Genomic DNA, 14,829 nt, shown 5'->3' on the forward strand with positions numbered 1-14,829 from the left:
GACCTTATGCAGGCCGACCCCGATTGGCTAGATCGTTATGGAAACCGCATTAGAGCATCGTGCCAGAAATCTGTACCGCCTCCCCTCGTCTTCGGCCAAAGGCCGAAGTTTATCCTGAGCGCCCGCCAGGGCAGTCGAAGGGCTCGGGGAGACGGATGATTCAGATTTCGCGCAATTTGCTCTAATTCCATCGTCCCGGCCTTCGCCGGAGTGGCGACAAGAGGGTTAAGCGCCCATCTTCTTGTCGAGATTTTCGACGATGGCCTCGAAGAAGCCTTCGGTGGTCAGCCAGTTCTGGTCGGGACCGATCAACAGCGCCAGATCCTTGGTCATCTTGCCGCTCTCGACCGTCGCGACGCAGACCTTTTCGAGATCGTCGGCGAACTTCACCAGCGCCGCATTGTCGTCGAGCTTGCCGCGGTGCTTGAGGCCCCCGGTCCAGGCAAAGATCGACGCGATCGGGTTGGTCGAGGTCGCCTTGCCCTGCTGGTGCATCCGATAGTGCCGCGTGACGGTGCCGTGCGCGGCTTCGGACTCGACGGTCTGGCCGTCGGGGGTCATCAGCACGCTGGTCATCAGCCCGAGCGAGCCGAAGCCCTGAGCCACCGTGTCCGACTGGACGTCGCCATCGTAATTCTTGCACGCCCAGACGAACTTGCCCGACCATTTGAGCGCCGATGCGACCATGTCGTCGATCAGGCGGTGTTCGTAAACGATACCGAGCGCATCGAACTTCGCCTTGAACTCAGCCTGGAAAACCTCCTCGAAAATGTCCTTGAAGCGGCCGTCATAGGCTTTCAGAATCGTGTTCTTGGTCGACAGATATACCGGCCATTCGCGCGCAAGACCGTAGTTCAGGCTGGCGCGCGCGAAATCACGGATCGAATCGTCGAGATTATACATGCCCATCGCGACGCCCGACGAGGGGAATTGGAACACTTCCTCGTCGATCAGCGTGCCGTCTTCGCCCTCGAACACCAGGCGCAGCTTGCCGGGGCCGGGGATGCGGAAGTCGGTCGCCTTATACTGGTCGCCGAAGGCGTGACGGCCGACGACGATCGGGTCGGTCCAGCCGGGGACGAGCCGCGGCACATTCTTCATCACGATCGGTTCGCGAAAGACGACGCCGCCCAGGATGTTGCGGATCGTGCCGTTCGGCGACTTCCACATCTTCTTGAGGCCGAACTCCTCGACGCGGGCTTCGTCGGGGGTGATCGTCGCGCATTTGACGCCAACGCCATATTTCTTGATCGCGTTCGCAGCTTCGACGGTGATCTTGTCGTCGGTGCGATCGCGTTCCTCGATGCCGAGATCGTAATAATGCAGGTCGATGTCGAGATAGGGCAGGATCAGTCGCTCGCGGATCCATTGCCAGATGATCCGGGTCATTTCGTCGCCGTCGAGTTCGACGACCGGGTTGGCTACCTTGATCTTGCCCATGCGTTTCTGCCTTTATCCTTGGGGAGTCGGAGTTGCAGCGGGCCTTAGGCAAAGCGGGGCGATTGATCAACCGCCCCGACGCAACGGGTCTCGCGCGTGCCCACGCAACGATGTCGGCGCCTTATCCATTGTCACTGGGGACGCTGCCCCCTAGAAGAACGGCCATGTCGAACATCATATCCTCGAACCGGCCCGGCGGCGGCATCAAGTGGCAATGGCCCTCGGTTCATCCCGAAGGCCGCAAGTTCCTGTTGATTGCGGGGATCGTGACGCTCTGCTTCTGGCTTCTGGGATGGGAAATCCTCGGCTGGCTGATGTTCGGCGTGACGTTGTGGGTCGGCGCTTTCTTTCGCGATCCGGTGCGCGTTACCCCCGCTGGCGGCGACATGATCGTCGCTCCCGCCGACGGATTGGTCACGCAGATCGCCGAAGTCGCGCCGCCGCCCGAGGTCGCCGGACCCGACGGCCTGGGAAGCGCGCCGATGCTGCGTGTGTCGATTTTCATGAGCGTCTTCGACGTCCACATCAATCGCACGCCGGTTGCGGGCACGCTGCGCAAGCTCGTCTATATTCCGGGCAAGTTCGTCAACGCCGACCTCGACAAGGCGAGCGAGGAGAATGAGCGCCAGCATTTCGTCGTCGAACGCGCCGACGGGGTGCGGGTCGGCTTTACGCAGATCGCGGGCCTCGTCGCGCGGCGCATCATGCCGTTCGTGACGATGGGCAACGAACTGGCGACGGGGCAGCGCGTCGGCCTGATCCGCTTCGGCAGCCGCGTCGATGTCTATCTGCCCGCGGGCACCACGCCGCAGGTGCTGCTCGGCCAGCGCACGCTGGCGGGCGAGACGGTGATTGCGCGGATCGGCACGGCCGAGACGATCGAAGGCGTCGGGCAATAAAGTGGCGGACGGCGACCAGCCCCTGCCCGAAGCCGATACCGCGGGCCGCCGCATCGGCGGGATCAGCCTGCGCGCCTTTGCGCCCAACGCGATCACCGCGCTCGCGCTCTGCTTTGGCCTGACCGGCGTACGCTTTGCGATCGGCGAGGAGTGGGACAAGGCGCTGGCGGCGATCATCTTTGCCGGGGTGCTCGACGGCATGGACGGGCGCATCGCGCGATTGCTTCGCGCGCAGAGCAAATTCGGCGCTGAGCTCGATTCGCTGTCGGACGTGATCGCTTTCGGCGTCGCGCCGGCAATGATCCTGTTTCTCTGGTCGCTGCAATATGCGCCTAAATTCGGCTGGACCGCCGCGCTGGCGATCGCGGTGTGCTGCGCGCTGCGCCTCGCGCGCTTCAATTCGCGCATGGATGCCGAAATCCAGCCGCACAAATCGGCGGGGTTCCTCACCGGCATTCCGGCGCCGGCGGGCGCCGGGCTTGCCTTTGTTCCCGTCTATCTGTGGCTGGTGACCGGCAACGACCTGTTCCGCCAGTGGCAGCTTGTGATGCCTTGGGGCCTGGGCGTCGCGATGCTGATGATCTCCGCCATTCCGACCTATAGCTGGTCGTCGATCCGGCTGCGTCGTTCGTGGCGGCTTTTTGCGCTGGCGGGGGTGGGCCTGCTTGGCGCGGCGCTCGTCACCGCGCCCTGGCACACGCTGCTCGCCGTGTGCGCCATTTATATCGTCCTGATCCCGTTCGGTTTCGCGAGCTATGCGAGGGTCAGGCGACGCGGCTGAGCGCGGGTTCGGTACGAAACGCGGCGCTGGCTGCGCGCAAAGCCGGGCGCCGCCCATCCACGCGGCGCAGCGTCATCCGCTGTGGAGCGGGGGCCGTTTGCATTCCGGTCGCGGCTTCGGGAAATGCCCCTTCGCCAAGCAGCGCCGACAGGATCGCATCCTCATTGTTCCGGAGCATCGCGAAGATGATCGTCACGCCCAGGCAGGCGGCAAGGGCAAAGACGAGGGCGGCTGCGACCTGAACCATGAACTTGTCCTTTCGGCTTTCGCTTGCGAAACCTTTGTTTGCCTGCGACGGCTTCGTTGGACTTTCGTTTCATGTTCATGTTATGTTCTCAATAATGTTGCGGTGAACCGTGAGTTTTCGCCGACAAACTGAGCGTGCGCGAGGCGGGGCCGACAAAGGCGCGGCGGCTTTGGTGTGGGGCGCAGTCGGCGCGGCCCCGGCGCAATCGGTCCAAAGGTCAGGAAAGGTCAGCCTTGTGCGGCGGCCGATTGGCCGCGCCCGGCGCGCAGGTCGCGCGCGATTGATGCGCGTGCTTCCACGCCGGGCGGCGAGCGCTTTGTCCACATTTGAAAGAGCCGGGATGAAGGCTGGCACAGCCGGGCCATGTCGGACAGCTTTTTGTGGCCGGTCTGGGGTGGATTCCGGCCGATCCTCCCCCGCAGGGGGAGGGGACCATGCGCATGGTGGAAGGGTACGGGCCCGCACAGGCCGCGTTCGACCGATGGTGCCCATCCACCACCTTCGGTGGCCCCCCTCCCCGTTCCGGGGAGGAGCGCCGCGTCCGCAATCGGCCGGCAGCCGTCATTTGGCGCCCCCCGCACACGGCGTTTCCCGCTTGCTTTTCGTGCACAAGGCAGCTAACGGGCCGCCCATTCCACATGGAAGGCGCACATAAACCGGTGCCGGATCATCCGCCCCGCGGACCCCGGTTCTTGCTTTCCAGAGGATCAACCGGAAGGAGAAAGACCATGGCGGCACCTGTCGTCACGATGCAGAATCTTATCGAGGCCGGCGCCCACTTCGGCCACCAGACCCACCGCTGGAACCCGCGCATGAAGCCGTATATCTTCGGCGCGCGCAACGGCATCCACATTCTCGACCTGTCGCAGACCGTGCCGCTTTTCGCGCGCGCGCTCGACTTCATCGCCTCGACCGCGGCCGCCGGGGGCAAGGTGTTGTTCGTCGGCACCAAGCGCCAGGCGCAGGGACCGATCGCCGACGCCGCGCGTGCGTCGGGTCAGCATTTCGTCAACCACCGCTGGCTGGGCGGCATGCTCACCAACTGGAAGACGATCTCGAACTCGATCAAGCGCCTCAAGGCTCTCGAAGAGCAGCTTTCGGGCGACACCTCGGGCCTCACCAAGAAGGAAGTGCTCAACAAGACGCGCGAGCGCGACAAGCTGGAACTCAGCCTTGGCGGCATCCGCGACATGGGCGGTATTCCCGATGTCATGTTCGTGATCGACGCGAACAAGGAAGAGCTGGCGATCAAGGAAGCCAATGTCCTTGGCATCCCCGTCGTCGCGATCCTCGATTCGAACGTCTCGCCCGACGGCATCGCCTTTCCGGTTCCGGCGAACGATGACGCGGCGCGCGCGATCCGCCTCTATTGCGATGCCGTCGCTCAGGCGGCGACGCGCGGCGGCCAGCAGGGCCGCGCCGATCGCGGCGAAGATCTGGGTGCGGCGGTCGAGCCCGTCGCCGAAGCGGCGCTGGCCGAAGAGGCCGCGGCTCCGGTGACCGAGGACGAGCAGGTTCCCGCCGAAGCGGCCGCCGAAACCGAGCGTCAGAGCGACGCCTGAGCGTTCGCGCATGAAGGGGCGGCGCGGCAGCGATCCGGCGCCGTCCCTGTCATCGGTTTGACTTATCGCGCCGCCATGCGCGCGGCGAACGCAGGCCACAGCGAGCCTGCCCCTTTTGGAAAGGATTATGACATGGCTGAGATCACGGCCGCCCTCGTCAAGGAACTGCGCGACCGCACTGGCGCCGGCATGATGGACTGCAAAAAGGCGCTCGCCGAGAATGATGGCGATATCGAAGCGTCGATCGACTGGCTGCGCACCAAGGGCCTCGCCGCCGCCGCCAAGAAGGCCGGCCGCGTCGCCGCCGAAGGGCTCGTCGGCTTTGCGACCGACGGCACCCGGGGCGCTCTCGTCGAAGTGAACAGCGAAACCGATTTCGTCGGCAAGAATGAGCAGTTCCAGGCTTTCGTCCGCGACGTGACGCAGGTTGCGCTCGCCGAGGGCATCACCGACATCGACGCGCTCGCCGCCGCGCCCTATCCCACCGGGGGCACCGTGGCCGAGCAATTGACCAGCAACATCGCCACGATCGGCGAAAATCAGTCGCTGCGCCGCGCCGCGCTGCTGACGGTGAAATCGGGCGCCGTGACCGGCTATGTTCACAACGCCGTTGCGCCGGGCATGGGCAAGATCGGTGTGCTGATCGCGCTCGAATCGAGCGCAGGGTCCGATGTGCTCGAACCGCTCGGCAAGCAGCTCGCGATGCACGTCGCCGCCGCCAACCCGCTGGCGCTGAACGGCGACGACCTCGACGCCGACCTGGTGGCGCGCGAGCGCGCGATCGCGGAGGAAAAGGCCGCCCAGTCGGGCAAGCCCGCCGACATCGTCGCCAAGATGGTCGACGGCGCGATCGCCAAGTTCCGCAAGGAAAACGCGCTGCTGTCGCAGCTCTTCGTGATGGACGGCAAAACCCCGGTCGCCGAGGTTGTCGCCGCCGCCGGCAAGGATGTCGGCGCCGCGATCACGCTCAAGGGTTTCGTGCGCTTCCAGCTCGGTGAAGGCATCGAGAAGGAAGAAAGCGACTTCGCCGCCGAAGTCGCGGCCGCCGCCGGCGTGTGATCCGCAGAATTGGACTGCTGGCCCGGCGTCGCCGTTTCACTTTCGTCACCCCGGACTTGATCCGGGATCCCGCTGATCCACGTCGCAAAGCGGGATGCCGGATCAAGTCCGGCATGACGAAGAGAGAGAATCGGCTCCGCGCCCGGCGCGGCAGTCCGCTTGGCAATGGCGCGCGCCTTCACTAGGGTGCGCGCCATTCGCATATCATCCCTAGGCAAAGGTATCTTCGCACCATGGCATTGCCCGGCCTGAAACGCATATTGCTGAAACTGTCGGGCGAAGCGCTGATGGGCTCCAGCCCCTTTGGCATCGACCCCGAAACGGTCGCGAGCATGGCCGCCGAGGTGAAGGAGGCCAAGGATCGCGGGCTGGAGATTTGCCTCGTCATCGGCGGCGGCAACATCTTTCGCGGCATGGCGGGCGCCGCCAAGGGCATGGACCGCGCGCAGGCCGATTATATGGGGATGCTCGCGACGGTGATGAACGCGCTCGCGATGCAGAATGCGCTCGAGCAGCTTGGCGTGCAGACGCGCGTGCAGTCGGCGATCGAGATGGACAAGGTGTGCGAACCGGTGATCCGCCGCCGCGCCGAGCGTCATATGGAAAAGGGTCGCGTGGTGATTTTTGCCGCGGGCGTCGGCGCCCCCTATTTCACCACCGACAGCGGCGCGGCGCTGCGCGCGGCCGAGATGAAATGCGACGCGCTGCTGAAAGGCACGAGCGTCGACGGCGTCTATAATGCCGACCCCAAGCAGAACGCCCATGCCGTTCGCTACGATCGGCTGAGCTATGACCGCGTGCTGGCCGATAATCTGAAAGTGATGGACGCGAGCGCCGTCGCGCTGTGCCGCGACAATCATATCCCGATCGTGGTGTTCAACATCCGCGAACCCGGAAATCTGGCGCGCGTGCTGGCGGGCGAGGGCGTCTGCACCGTCGTCGGCGACGCGGGCTGATGGATTTATCATGCCGACTTTGGCTTTGCCTTTCCCCTTCGCTCGACGCGAACGGGGCTGGGGAATAGAGAGGAAGAGAGATGGCGAAATATGACAAGGCCGACCTCGAACGCCGGATGCACGGCGCGGTCGAATCCTTAAAGCATGACCTCGCCGGGCTGCGCACGGGCCGCGCCAATGCCGCGCTGCTCGACCCGGTGACGGTCGAGGTTTACGGCAGCCACATGCCGCTCAACCAGGTTGCGTCGATCAGCGTGCCCGAACCGCGAATGCTGTCGGTGCAGGTGTGGGACAAGGCGAACGTCGGCCCCGTCGACAAGGCGATCCGTTCGGCGGGGCTTGGCCTCAACCCGATCGTCGATGGCCAGATGCTGCGCCTGCCGATCCCCGAAATGACGCAGGAGCGCCGCAAGGAATTGTCGAAGCTCGCGGGCCAATATGCCGAAAAGGCGCGTGTCGCGGTGCGCAACGTCCGCCGCGACGGGATGGACAACCTCAAGGCCGACGAAAACAAGAAGGAAATCAGCGAGGACGAGCGCAAGCGCGCCGAAACCGAGGTGCAGAAGCTGACCGACGCGACGATCGCAGAGATCGACGCTGCGGCGGCGGCCAAGGAAAAGGAAATCCTGGGCTAAACCGATGCGCGACGGTGCCGCCATCGCGATCCTCCCCGGGACGGGGAGGGGGACCATGCGAAGCATGGTGGAGGGGTACCCTCTATCATACGCTGCGTGTGGCCTCGCGTGCCCCTCCACCACCTTCGGTGGTCCCCCTCCCCGTCCCGGGGAGGATTTATGAGTCACGGCGCGCGCCATGTCGCCATCATCATGGACGGCAACGGCCGCTGGGCGAAGAAGCGCATGTTGCCGCGCGTCGCCGGGCACAAGGCAGGAGTCGAAGCGGTGCGCACCATCGTGCGCGCGGCGGGCGAGCTGGGGCTGGAGGCGATGACGCTCTATGCCTTCAGTTCCGAAAACTGGAAACGGCCCGAGGAAGAGGTCAACGACCTGATGGGTCTGATGAAGCGCTTCATCCTGTCCGACCTCGACGAGTTTGCGGCCAATGATGTGCGACTGAAAGTGATCGGCAACTGGCGCGCGCTGGCGCCCGACGTCGTCGCGCTGATCGACAATGCGCTCGACCGCACGTCGGGCAACAAGCGCACGACGCTGGCCGTCGCGCTCAACTATGGCGCGCAGGACGAGCTGGTTCGCGCGGCGAAGGCGGCGGCCGCGAAGGGCGAAATCACCGCCGAGGCGATCGAGGCGAACCTCGATACCGCCGACATGCCGCCGCTCGACCTGCTCATCCGCACGTCGGGCGAGGTGCGCTTGTCGAACTTTCTTTTGTGGCAATCGGCCTATGCCGAACTTTATTTCACCGACAAGCTGTGGCCCGATTTCACCCCGGCGGACCTGAAGACGGCGCTCGATCAATTTGCACGGCGCGATCGCCGTTACGGGGGACTTTGACGATGGCGGGCAAATCGGATCTTTGGGTGCGGGTCGGATCGGCGATCATCCTGTTCGCGATCGCGGGGACCGCGCTGTGGTTCGGCGGCATCGCGTTCGGCTTGCTGCTGCTCGTCGGCGGCGCGCTCGTTCTCGTCGAATGGCTCGCGCTGGTGCGCGCGATGGCGCTTGGCGGCGGGGCGCGGGCGGGGCTGATGCTGCTCGGCCCGATCCTGATCCTTGGCGCGGCCGCGGGGCTGTGGTTCATTCGCGACCAGCTGGGCATGACCGTTGCGCTCTGGGTCTTCGGCATGGTCTGGGCGACCGACATCGGCGCCTATTTTGCCGGGCGTGCCTTTGGCGGCGCGCGGCTGGCGCCGATGATCAGCCCGTCGAAGACCTGGTCGGGCCTGCTGGGCGGCATGGTCGCGGCGCTGATCGCCAGCGCGACGATCGGCGACCGCGCCGGGATCGTCGGCGTGCCGCTGTGGATCGGCCTGTTCATGGGCCTGCTCGCGCAGATGGGCGATCTGGCGCAAAGCTGGATGAAGCGCCGCGCGGGCGTGAAGGATTCGGGCAGGCTGATCCCCGGCCATGGCGGCCTGTTCGACCGCGTCGACGGTCTGCTGCCGGTGGCGCTGCTGCTCGGCGCGCTGGCGTTTGCGGGCCAGATTACGGCGCGCGGCTGACATGGCGCGCTGCCTCTCCCTCTTCGGCGCCACGGGGTCGGTCGGGCAGTCGACGCTCGACCTCGTCCGCCGCGACGGCGAGGCATGGCGCGTCGGGGTGCTCACCGCCAATTGCGACGTCCGCGAACTGGCGCGGCTGGCGATCGAGTTTCGGCCCGATGTTGCGGTGGTGGCCGACGAAAGCTGTCACGACGACCTCAAGGCGGCGCTGGCGGGATCGGGGATCGAAACCGCGGCGGGCGCGGCCGCGCTGGTCGAGGCCGCGCAGCGCCCGACCGACCTCGTGATGGCGGCGATCGTCGGCACCGCGGGGCTGGCGCCGACGATGGCGGCGCTGGCGGCGGGGCACGATGTCGCGCTCGCCAACAAGGAAGCGCTGGTATCGGCGGGCGAGCTGATGACCGCCGCGGCGCGCGCATCGGGCGCGACGATCCTGCCGGTCGACAGCGAACATAATGCGATCTTTCAATGTCTTGCCGGCGGGCGGATCGACCAGGTGCGGCGCATCATCCTGACCGCGAGCGGCGGCCCGTTCCGCACGATGAGCGCCGAGGAAATGGCCGCGGCGACCCCGGCGCAGGCGGTGGCGCATCCCAACTGGTCGATGGGCGCGAAAATCAGCGTCGATTCGGCAACGATGATGAACAAGGGTCTCGAACTCATCGAGGCGCATCATCTATTCCCCGTCGGGCTCGACCGGATCGAAATCCTTGTCCACCCGCAATCGGTGATCCACAGCCTTGTCGAATATATCGACTGTTCGACGCTGGCGCAGCTCGGCTCGCCCGACATGCGCATCCCGATCGCGTCGGCGCTGGCGTGGCCGCAGCGGATGGCGACGCCCTGCGCGCCGCTTGACCTCGCGACGATCGCGCGGCTCGATTTCGAGGCGCCCGACGAGGCGCGCTTTCCCGCGACCGCGCTCTGCCGCGGCGCGATCGCCGCGGGCGGCGCGCGCCCGGCGCAGCTCAACGCCGCGAACGAGGTGGCGGTCGCCGCTTTCCTGGCGGGCCGCATTTCCTTTCCCGCCATCGTCGACACGGTGCGCCGGGTGATCGACGCGGCGGAACCCGCGGCTCCGTCATCGCTTCAGGACATATTCAGCGTCGATGCCGCATCGCGCGCGGCTGCCCAGTTTTTTGTGGACCAATTTGAACATGCTTGAAACCCCCGGTTTCGCCTTCACGGTTCTGGCCTTTCTCCTCGTCCTTGGCCCGCTCGTGTTCGTGCACGAATATGGCCATTATATCGTCGGGCGCTGGTGCGGGGTGAAGGCGGAGACTTTCTCCATCGGTTTCGGGCGCAGGATATTCGGCTGGACCGACAGGCGCGGCACCGAATGGAAGATCGGCTGGCTGCCGCTCGGCGGCTATGTCCAGTTCGCGGGCGACCGCGATGCGGTGAGCCGGCCCGATGCCGGATGGCGGTCCTTGCCCGACGAAGTGCGTTCGCACAGCTTTCCCGCGCAGCCCGTGTGGAAACGCGCGGCGATCGTAGCGGCGGGGCCGGTCACCAACTTCCTGTTCGCGATCCTGATCCTCGCCGGTTTTGCGTGGGTTGGCGGCAAGGTGGTGACGCCCCCCGTCGCAGGCGCGATCGAGATCGGGTCGGCCGCCGATGACGCGGGGCTGCGCGTGGGCGACCGGATCGTCGCCATCGACGGCCGACCGATTGCGACGTTCGGCGATATTCCGATGGCCGTCGCGCACCGTCCGGGCGAGGTGATGCAGTTGCGCGTGCTGCGCGAGGGAAGCGAGCGAACGGTCGCGCTGGCGCCGCGGCTGGTCACCGAAAAGGATCCTTTCGGCAAGGAATATGAACGCGCGATCATCGGCCTCGCGCCGCCGCCGCCGCAGCTTGAGAAGGTGTCGATCCTCGAAGCCCCGGCGGTCGGGCTGCACCAGACCTGGCAGATCGTCCGCCAGACCGGTGAGGTGCTCGCGCAGTTTCTCACCGGCCGCCGTTCGATCAAGGACATGAACGGCCCGGTCAAGATCGCTGAGATTTCGGGGCAGGCGGCGACGCTGGGGATCGCCTCGCTGATATTCTTCATCGCGCTCATCTCCATCAATCTGGGGTTCATCAACCTCTTGCCATTGCCCATGCTCGATGGCGGTCATCTGCTTTTCTATGCCTATGAGGCGATCCGGCGGCGGCCTGCGCCGCTCCGCGTGCAGGAATGGGCGTTCCGCTTCGGCTTTGCCGCGGTGGTGACGCTGATGCTGGTCGTGACTTTCAACGATTTGGGCTCATTGGGCCTTTGGGACAGGATCGCGCGCTTGATTGGCTAGCGAGTCTGGGGCAGGGAGTGCGCGCAAGCCCGCGGTCAGGCGGGTTTGTCGTTTTTTGAGTATTTTGCGGGATGAACGGCGTGGCTTCACACAAAATCTTGAGCCGGACACAATTGTCGGTGGCTCTTCTGGCCGGTACGATGCTCAGTGCGCCGCTGATGGCGCAGGATATCGTGCCGCCGACCGTTCCGGCACCGACGACTCCCGCGGCTGAAGCGGCGCCCGCCGCCAGCACGATCCAGTCGATCACCGTCACCGGTAACCAGCGGCTCGAGGCGCAGACAATTCTGTCCTATCTGCGGCTGCGCGTCGGCCAGACCTATGACCGCGCGGTGCTCGACCAGGCGCTGAAAGACCTTGCCGCGACCGAGCTGTTCAAGGATTTCCAGATCACCGACAACAATGGCGCGCTGCAGATCCAGGTCACCGAGAATCCGGTCATCAACCGCGTGATCCTCGAGGGCAACAAGCGGCTCAAGGAAGACAAGATCCGCCCCGAGATCAAGCTGGCGCCGCGCCAGATCTTCACGCGCTCGAAGGTGCGCGCCGACGTCGCCCGCATCATCGAGCTCTACAAGCGCCAGGGCCGCTTCGCCGCGACCGTCGAGCCCAAGATGGTGTCGCTCGACCAGAACCGCGTCGATGTGGTGTTCGAGATCAATGAAGGACCGAAATCGAAGGTCCGCCAGATCAACATCATCGGCAACGAGAAGTTCAGCGACGGCGACCTCAAGGACGAGATGGCGACGAAGGAAACGGGGCTGCTGACGATCCTGTCGTCGAACACCAGCTATGACCCCGATCGCCTGGCCTATGACCAGCAGAAGCTGCGCCTGTTCTACCTGACCAACGGCTACGCCGATTTCCGCGTGATTTCGGCGGTGGCGGAGCTGACGAGCAACAAGCAGGATTTCATCATCACCTATGTCGTCGAGGAGGGCGAACGATACAAGTTCGGCGACGTCGATGTGAAGAGCGAGCTGCGCGACTTCCAGCCCGAGATGCTGAAGAGCCTGCTGCCGATGAAGACCGGCGACTGGTATGACGCCAAGCTGGTCGAGGATACGGTCGAGAGCCTCAGCGAAACCGCGGGCCTGTTCGGTTACGCCTTTGCCGACATCAACCCCGAGTTCCGCCGCAATCCCGACGACCGGACGATGGACATCACGTTCAACGTCGCCGAAAGCCCGCGCACCTATGTCGAGCGCATCGACGTCAACGGCAACACACTGACCCACGACAAGGTGGTGCGCCGCGAGTTTCGCCTGAACGAAGGCGACGCCTTCAACAGCTTCGGCGTCAAGCGTACCGAGAACCGCATCAACAGCCTTGGCTATTTCCAGGAGAATCTGGAGATCGAGCGCAAGGAGGGCAGCGCCCCCGATCGCATCATCCTGGAAACCAATGTCGAGGAAAAGCCCACGGGCGAACTCTCGCTGTCCGCCGGTTTCTCGTCGATCGAGAATTTTCTGCTCCAGGCGTCGATCCGCCAGCGCAATTTCCGCGGGCTTGGCCAGCAATTGCAGGCGTCGGTCAATTATTCGAGCTATTCCAAGTCGGTCGAGCTGGGCTTTACCGAACCCTATCTGTTCGATCGCAACATCTCGGTCGGCGGCAGCGTCTATCGCCGCGACCTCAATTCGTTCAACTTCATCGATAACGACCGCCGCACGACGTTCGAGCAGGTGACGACGGGCTTCCAGATCAACGCGGGTGTTCCGCTCACCGAGTTCCTGTCCTTCTTTGGCCGTTACAGCCTCAACTATGACGATGTGACGCTCGATCGCGACATCTATTTCTTTGGCGACCAGTGCGATCCGCTCGTTGCCGGCCGCTATCTCTGCGACGCCATCGGCAAGCGCACGACGTCGCTCGTCGGCTTCACGCTCGCCTATGACGACCGCGACAACCGGATTCGCCCGACACGCGGGCAGTCGGCGTCGATCAGCCAGGATTTCGCGGGGCTGGGCGGCAGCGTCAAATATGTCCGCACGCGCCTTGCCGCGTCGAAGCATTTCAATCTCGGCAGCCGCTTCATCCTCAACATCTCGGCCGAAGGGGGCTATATCCACCCCTTTGGCAGCGCGCCGACGCCGACGAGCGACAAGGTGCGTCTGACCGATCGCTTCTTCCTGGGCGAGCCGCAGATGCGTGGTTTCGACATCCGCGGCGTTGGCCCGCGCGTCATCCGCTATGCCGCCACTTACGATCCCGCCAACCCGGTCATCGACACGAGCAATGACAATCGTGGGCAGATCGACGACGCGCTCGGCGGTCGCGCCTATTATCAGGGACGGCTCGAACTCGACATCCCGCTCGGCACGGGTGCGAAGGAACTGGGCCTCAGGCCGTCGATCTTCCTCGACGTCGGTTCGGTGTGGAGCGTGAAGCGCCCGACGCTGACCACGCTCGAAGATTTCCGCGACACGCGCGACGGTGTTCCGGGCAGCGGGCTTTACAAGTTCCTGTGCCGCAACGCGTCGACGGGCGTGACCCAATTTGCGGACGAAACCACCACCACGACAAATGGGGTGACCACCGGCACCGGGCAATATACCACCTGCCCCACCGGCTTCTCGGCGCTCGCGCCGTTCGAGGAACGCTTCTTCGGCGACACCTGGATGCCGCGCGTCGCGATCGGCGCCGGGGTCAACTGGAACTCCCCCTTCGGTCCCTTCCGGATCGACTTCGCTTACGCCCTTCGCAAAGAAGAGGGCGATGATACCAAACGCTTCTCATTCAACGTAGGAACCCAATTCTGATGAAAAAACTTCTTGCCGCTTCCGCGCTGGCGATCGCCGCGCTGTCGGTTTCGCCCATCCTGTCGGCCCCCGCCATCGCGCAGGCGAAGGGCGTGGCCGTCGCCGACGTCCGCGTCGCCGCCGCGCGTTCCAACGCTTTCCGCACCGCCTCGCAGCAGATCGAGACCACCTACAAGGCGCAGATCGACCAGCAGCAGTCGCGCGGCCAGACGCTTCAGGCCGAAATCAACGTGCTGATCGCCAAATATAATGAAGAGGCGAAAAAGACGCCGCAGAACCAGGCTGCGCTTCAGGCCGCGGCGAAGGCGGTGCAGGACAAGCGGCAGGCCGCGCAGGCCGAACTCGCCCAGATCAGCCGACCGGTGGACCTTGCCATCGCCTATGTCGAGGATCAGATCAGCGTCCGTATGAACGAGGCGATCAAGGCGGCGATGACCGCGAAAAAGGTCGACCTGCTGCTCAATCCCGACGCGGTGCTCGCGCGCGAGAATAATGTCGACATCACCGACGCGGTGGTGACCGAACTCAACCGCATCCTGCCGAACGTGTCGATCGCCGTTCCCGCGGGCTATCAGCCGGGCCAGCTCGTCCAGCAGCGCAACCAGCAGCTGATGGACGCCGCGCGCGCCGCGCAGCCCGGCGCCACGCCGGCACCGGCGCCGACCGGCAACCAGCCGACGACGCGCTAAGCG

The 14,829-nt window shown here is 65.0% G+C and carries 14 protein-coding genes; 12 read left to right on the plus strand and 2 right to left on the minus strand.

Features of this window, described 5'->3' with window-relative positions; genetic code table 11:
* Nucleotides 1-225: 225 nt before the first annotated feature.
* Complete coding sequence (locus SPYCA_RS02800; protein WP_120218846.1) at nucleotides 226-1,440, minus strand: NADP-dependent isocitrate dehydrogenase; 1,215 nt, start codon at nucleotides 1,438-1,440, stop codon at nucleotides 226-228.
* 164 nt (nucleotides 1,441-1,604) lie between these two features.
* Here SPYCA_RS02800 and SPYCA_RS02805 point away from each other — a divergent pair, with 164 nt between their 5' ends.
* Together SPYCA_RS02805 and SPYCA_RS02810 are read left to right on the plus strand one after the other, a co-directional pair.
* Nucleotides 1,605-2,339, plus strand: a complete 735-nt coding sequence (locus SPYCA_RS02805; protein ID WP_120218847.1) for a phosphatidylserine decarboxylase — start codon at nucleotides 1,605-1,607, stop codon at nucleotides 2,337-2,339.
* Nucleotide 2,340: 1 nt separating this feature from the next.
* Entirely contained in the window at nucleotides 2,341-3,120 is a 780-nt protein-coding gene (locus SPYCA_RS02810; protein ID WP_120218848.1) for a CDP-alcohol phosphatidyltransferase family protein, read from the plus strand.
* On the opposite strand, the gene SPYCA_RS02815 is transcribed toward SPYCA_RS02810, so the two are convergent.
* Entirely contained in the window at nucleotides 3,104-3,367 is a 264-nt protein-coding gene (locus SPYCA_RS02815; protein WP_120218849.1) for a hypothetical protein, read from the minus strand. The two genes, SPYCA_RS02810 and SPYCA_RS02815, sit on opposite strands and share 17 nt — an antisense overlap.
* A gap of 728 nt (nucleotides 3,368-4,095) precedes the next feature.
* Here SPYCA_RS02815 and rpsB point away from each other — a divergent pair.
* From rpsB to SPYCA_RS02865, 10 genes are all read left to right on the plus strand, one after another.
* Complete coding sequence (gene rpsB / locus SPYCA_RS02820) at nucleotides 4,096-4,929, plus strand: 30S ribosomal protein S2 (protein WP_120218850.1); 834 nt, start codon at nucleotides 4,096-4,098, stop codon at nucleotides 4,927-4,929.
* A gap of 132 nt (nucleotides 4,930-5,061) precedes the next feature.
* Complete coding sequence (gene tsf, locus SPYCA_RS02825) at nucleotides 5,062-5,988, plus strand: translation elongation factor Ts (RefSeq protein ID WP_120218851.1); 927 nt, start codon at nucleotides 5,062-5,064, stop codon at nucleotides 5,986-5,988.
* A gap of 233 nt (nucleotides 5,989-6,221) precedes the next feature.
* Nucleotides 6,222-6,944 carry a UMP kinase gene (gene pyrH / locus SPYCA_RS02830; RefSeq protein WP_120218852.1) on the plus strand — a complete coding sequence of 241 codons (723 nt, stop codon included), beginning with the start codon at nucleotides 6,222-6,224 and terminating at the stop codon, nucleotides 6,942-6,944.
* Nucleotides 6,945-7,024: 80 nt separating this feature from the next.
* Entirely contained in the window at nucleotides 7,025-7,579 is a 555-nt protein-coding gene (gene frr / locus SPYCA_RS02835) for a ribosome recycling factor (RefSeq protein ID WP_120218853.1), read from the plus strand.
* Nucleotides 7,580-7,738: 159 nt separating this feature from the next.
* A complete protein-coding gene (uppS, locus tag SPYCA_RS02840) occupies nucleotides 7,739-8,416 on the plus strand; it encodes a polyprenyl diphosphate synthase (protein WP_120218854.1) in 678 nt (225 codons plus the stop codon).
* 2 nt (nucleotides 8,417-8,418) lie between these two features.
* On the plus strand, nucleotides 8,419-9,084 hold the full coding sequence (locus SPYCA_RS02845) for a phosphatidate cytidylyltransferase (RefSeq protein ID WP_120218855.1): 666 nt from the start codon (nucleotides 8,419-8,421) through the stop codon (nucleotides 9,082-9,084).
* A gap of 1 nt (nucleotide 9,085) precedes the next feature.
* Nucleotides 9,086-10,249, plus strand: a complete 1,164-nt coding sequence (locus SPYCA_RS02850) for a 1-deoxy-D-xylulose-5-phosphate reductoisomerase (RefSeq protein WP_120218856.1) — start codon at nucleotides 9,086-9,088, stop codon at nucleotides 10,247-10,249.
* Nucleotides 10,242-11,375: an RIP metalloprotease RseP gene (gene rseP, locus SPYCA_RS02855; protein WP_120222115.1), complete on the plus strand. Its 1,134-nt coding sequence runs from the start codon at nucleotides 10,242-10,244 to the stop codon at nucleotides 11,373-11,375. Before SPYCA_RS02850 ends, rseP begins: the two co-directional genes overlap by 8 nt.
* A 71-nt stretch (nucleotides 11,376-11,446) precedes the next feature.
* Complete coding sequence (bamA, locus tag SPYCA_RS02860) at nucleotides 11,447-14,137, plus strand: outer membrane protein assembly factor BamA (RefSeq protein ID WP_120218857.1); 2,691 nt, start codon at nucleotides 11,447-11,449, stop codon at nucleotides 14,135-14,137.
* Nucleotides 14,137-14,826 (plus strand): OmpH family outer membrane protein, encoded by a 690-nt coding sequence (locus tag SPYCA_RS02865; RefSeq protein WP_120218858.1) that lies wholly within the window; start codon nucleotides 14,137-14,139, stop codon nucleotides 14,824-14,826. Before bamA ends, SPYCA_RS02865 begins: the two co-directional genes overlap by 1 nt.
* The last annotated feature ends 3 nt before the right edge of the window (nucleotides 14,827-14,829 follow it).

It is taken from the genome of Sphingopyxis sp. FD7, from assembly GCF_003609835.1.
In the GTDB taxonomy this organism is placed as follows: domain Bacteria; phylum Pseudomonadota; class Alphaproteobacteria; order Sphingomonadales; family Sphingomonadaceae; genus Sphingopyxis.

Coding starts and splice junctions, on each gene's coding strand:
- SPYCA_RS02815 (WP_120218849.1), bottom strand. CDS start 3,367: ATGGTTCAGGTCGCAGCCGCCCTCGTCTTTGCCCTTGCCGCCTGCCTG.
- rpsB (WP_120218850.1), top strand. CDS start 4,096: ATGGCGGCACCTGTCGTCACGATGCAGAATCTTATCGAGGCCGGCGCC.
- SPYCA_RS02865 (WP_120218858.1), top strand. CDS start 14,137: ATGAAAAAACTTCTTGCCGCTTCCGCGCTGGCGATCGCCGCGCTGTCG.
- SPYCA_RS02800 (WP_120218846.1), bottom strand. CDS start 1,440: ATGGGCAAGATCAAGGTAGCCAACCCGGTCGTCGAACTCGACGGCGAC.
- frr (WP_120218853.1), top strand. CDS start 7,025: ATGGCGAAATATGACAAGGCCGACCTCGAACGCCGGATGCACGGCGCG.
- SPYCA_RS02845 (WP_120218855.1), top strand. CDS start 8,419: ATGGCGGGCAAATCGGATCTTTGGGTGCGGGTCGGATCGGCGATCATC.
- pyrH (WP_120218852.1), top strand. CDS start 6,222: ATGGCATTGCCCGGCCTGAAACGCATATTGCTGAAACTGTCGGGCGAA.
- bamA (WP_120218857.1), top strand. CDS start 11,447: ATGAACGGCGTGGCTTCACACAAAATCTTGAGCCGGACACAATTGTCG.
- tsf (WP_120218851.1), top strand. CDS start 5,062: ATGGCTGAGATCACGGCCGCCCTCGTCAAGGAACTGCGCGACCGCACT.
- uppS (WP_120218854.1), top strand. CDS start 7,739: ATGAGTCACGGCGCGCGCCATGTCGCCATCATCATGGACGGCAACGGC.
- SPYCA_RS02805 (WP_120218847.1), top strand. CDS start 1,605: ATGTCGAACATCATATCCTCGAACCGGCCCGGCGGCGGCATCAAGTGG.
- SPYCA_RS02850 (WP_120218856.1), top strand. CDS start 9,086: ATGGCGCGCTGCCTCTCCCTCTTCGGCGCCACGGGGTCGGTCGGGCAG.
- rseP (WP_120222115.1), top strand. CDS start 10,242: ATGCTTGAAACCCCCGGTTTCGCCTTCACGGTTCTGGCCTTTCTCCTC.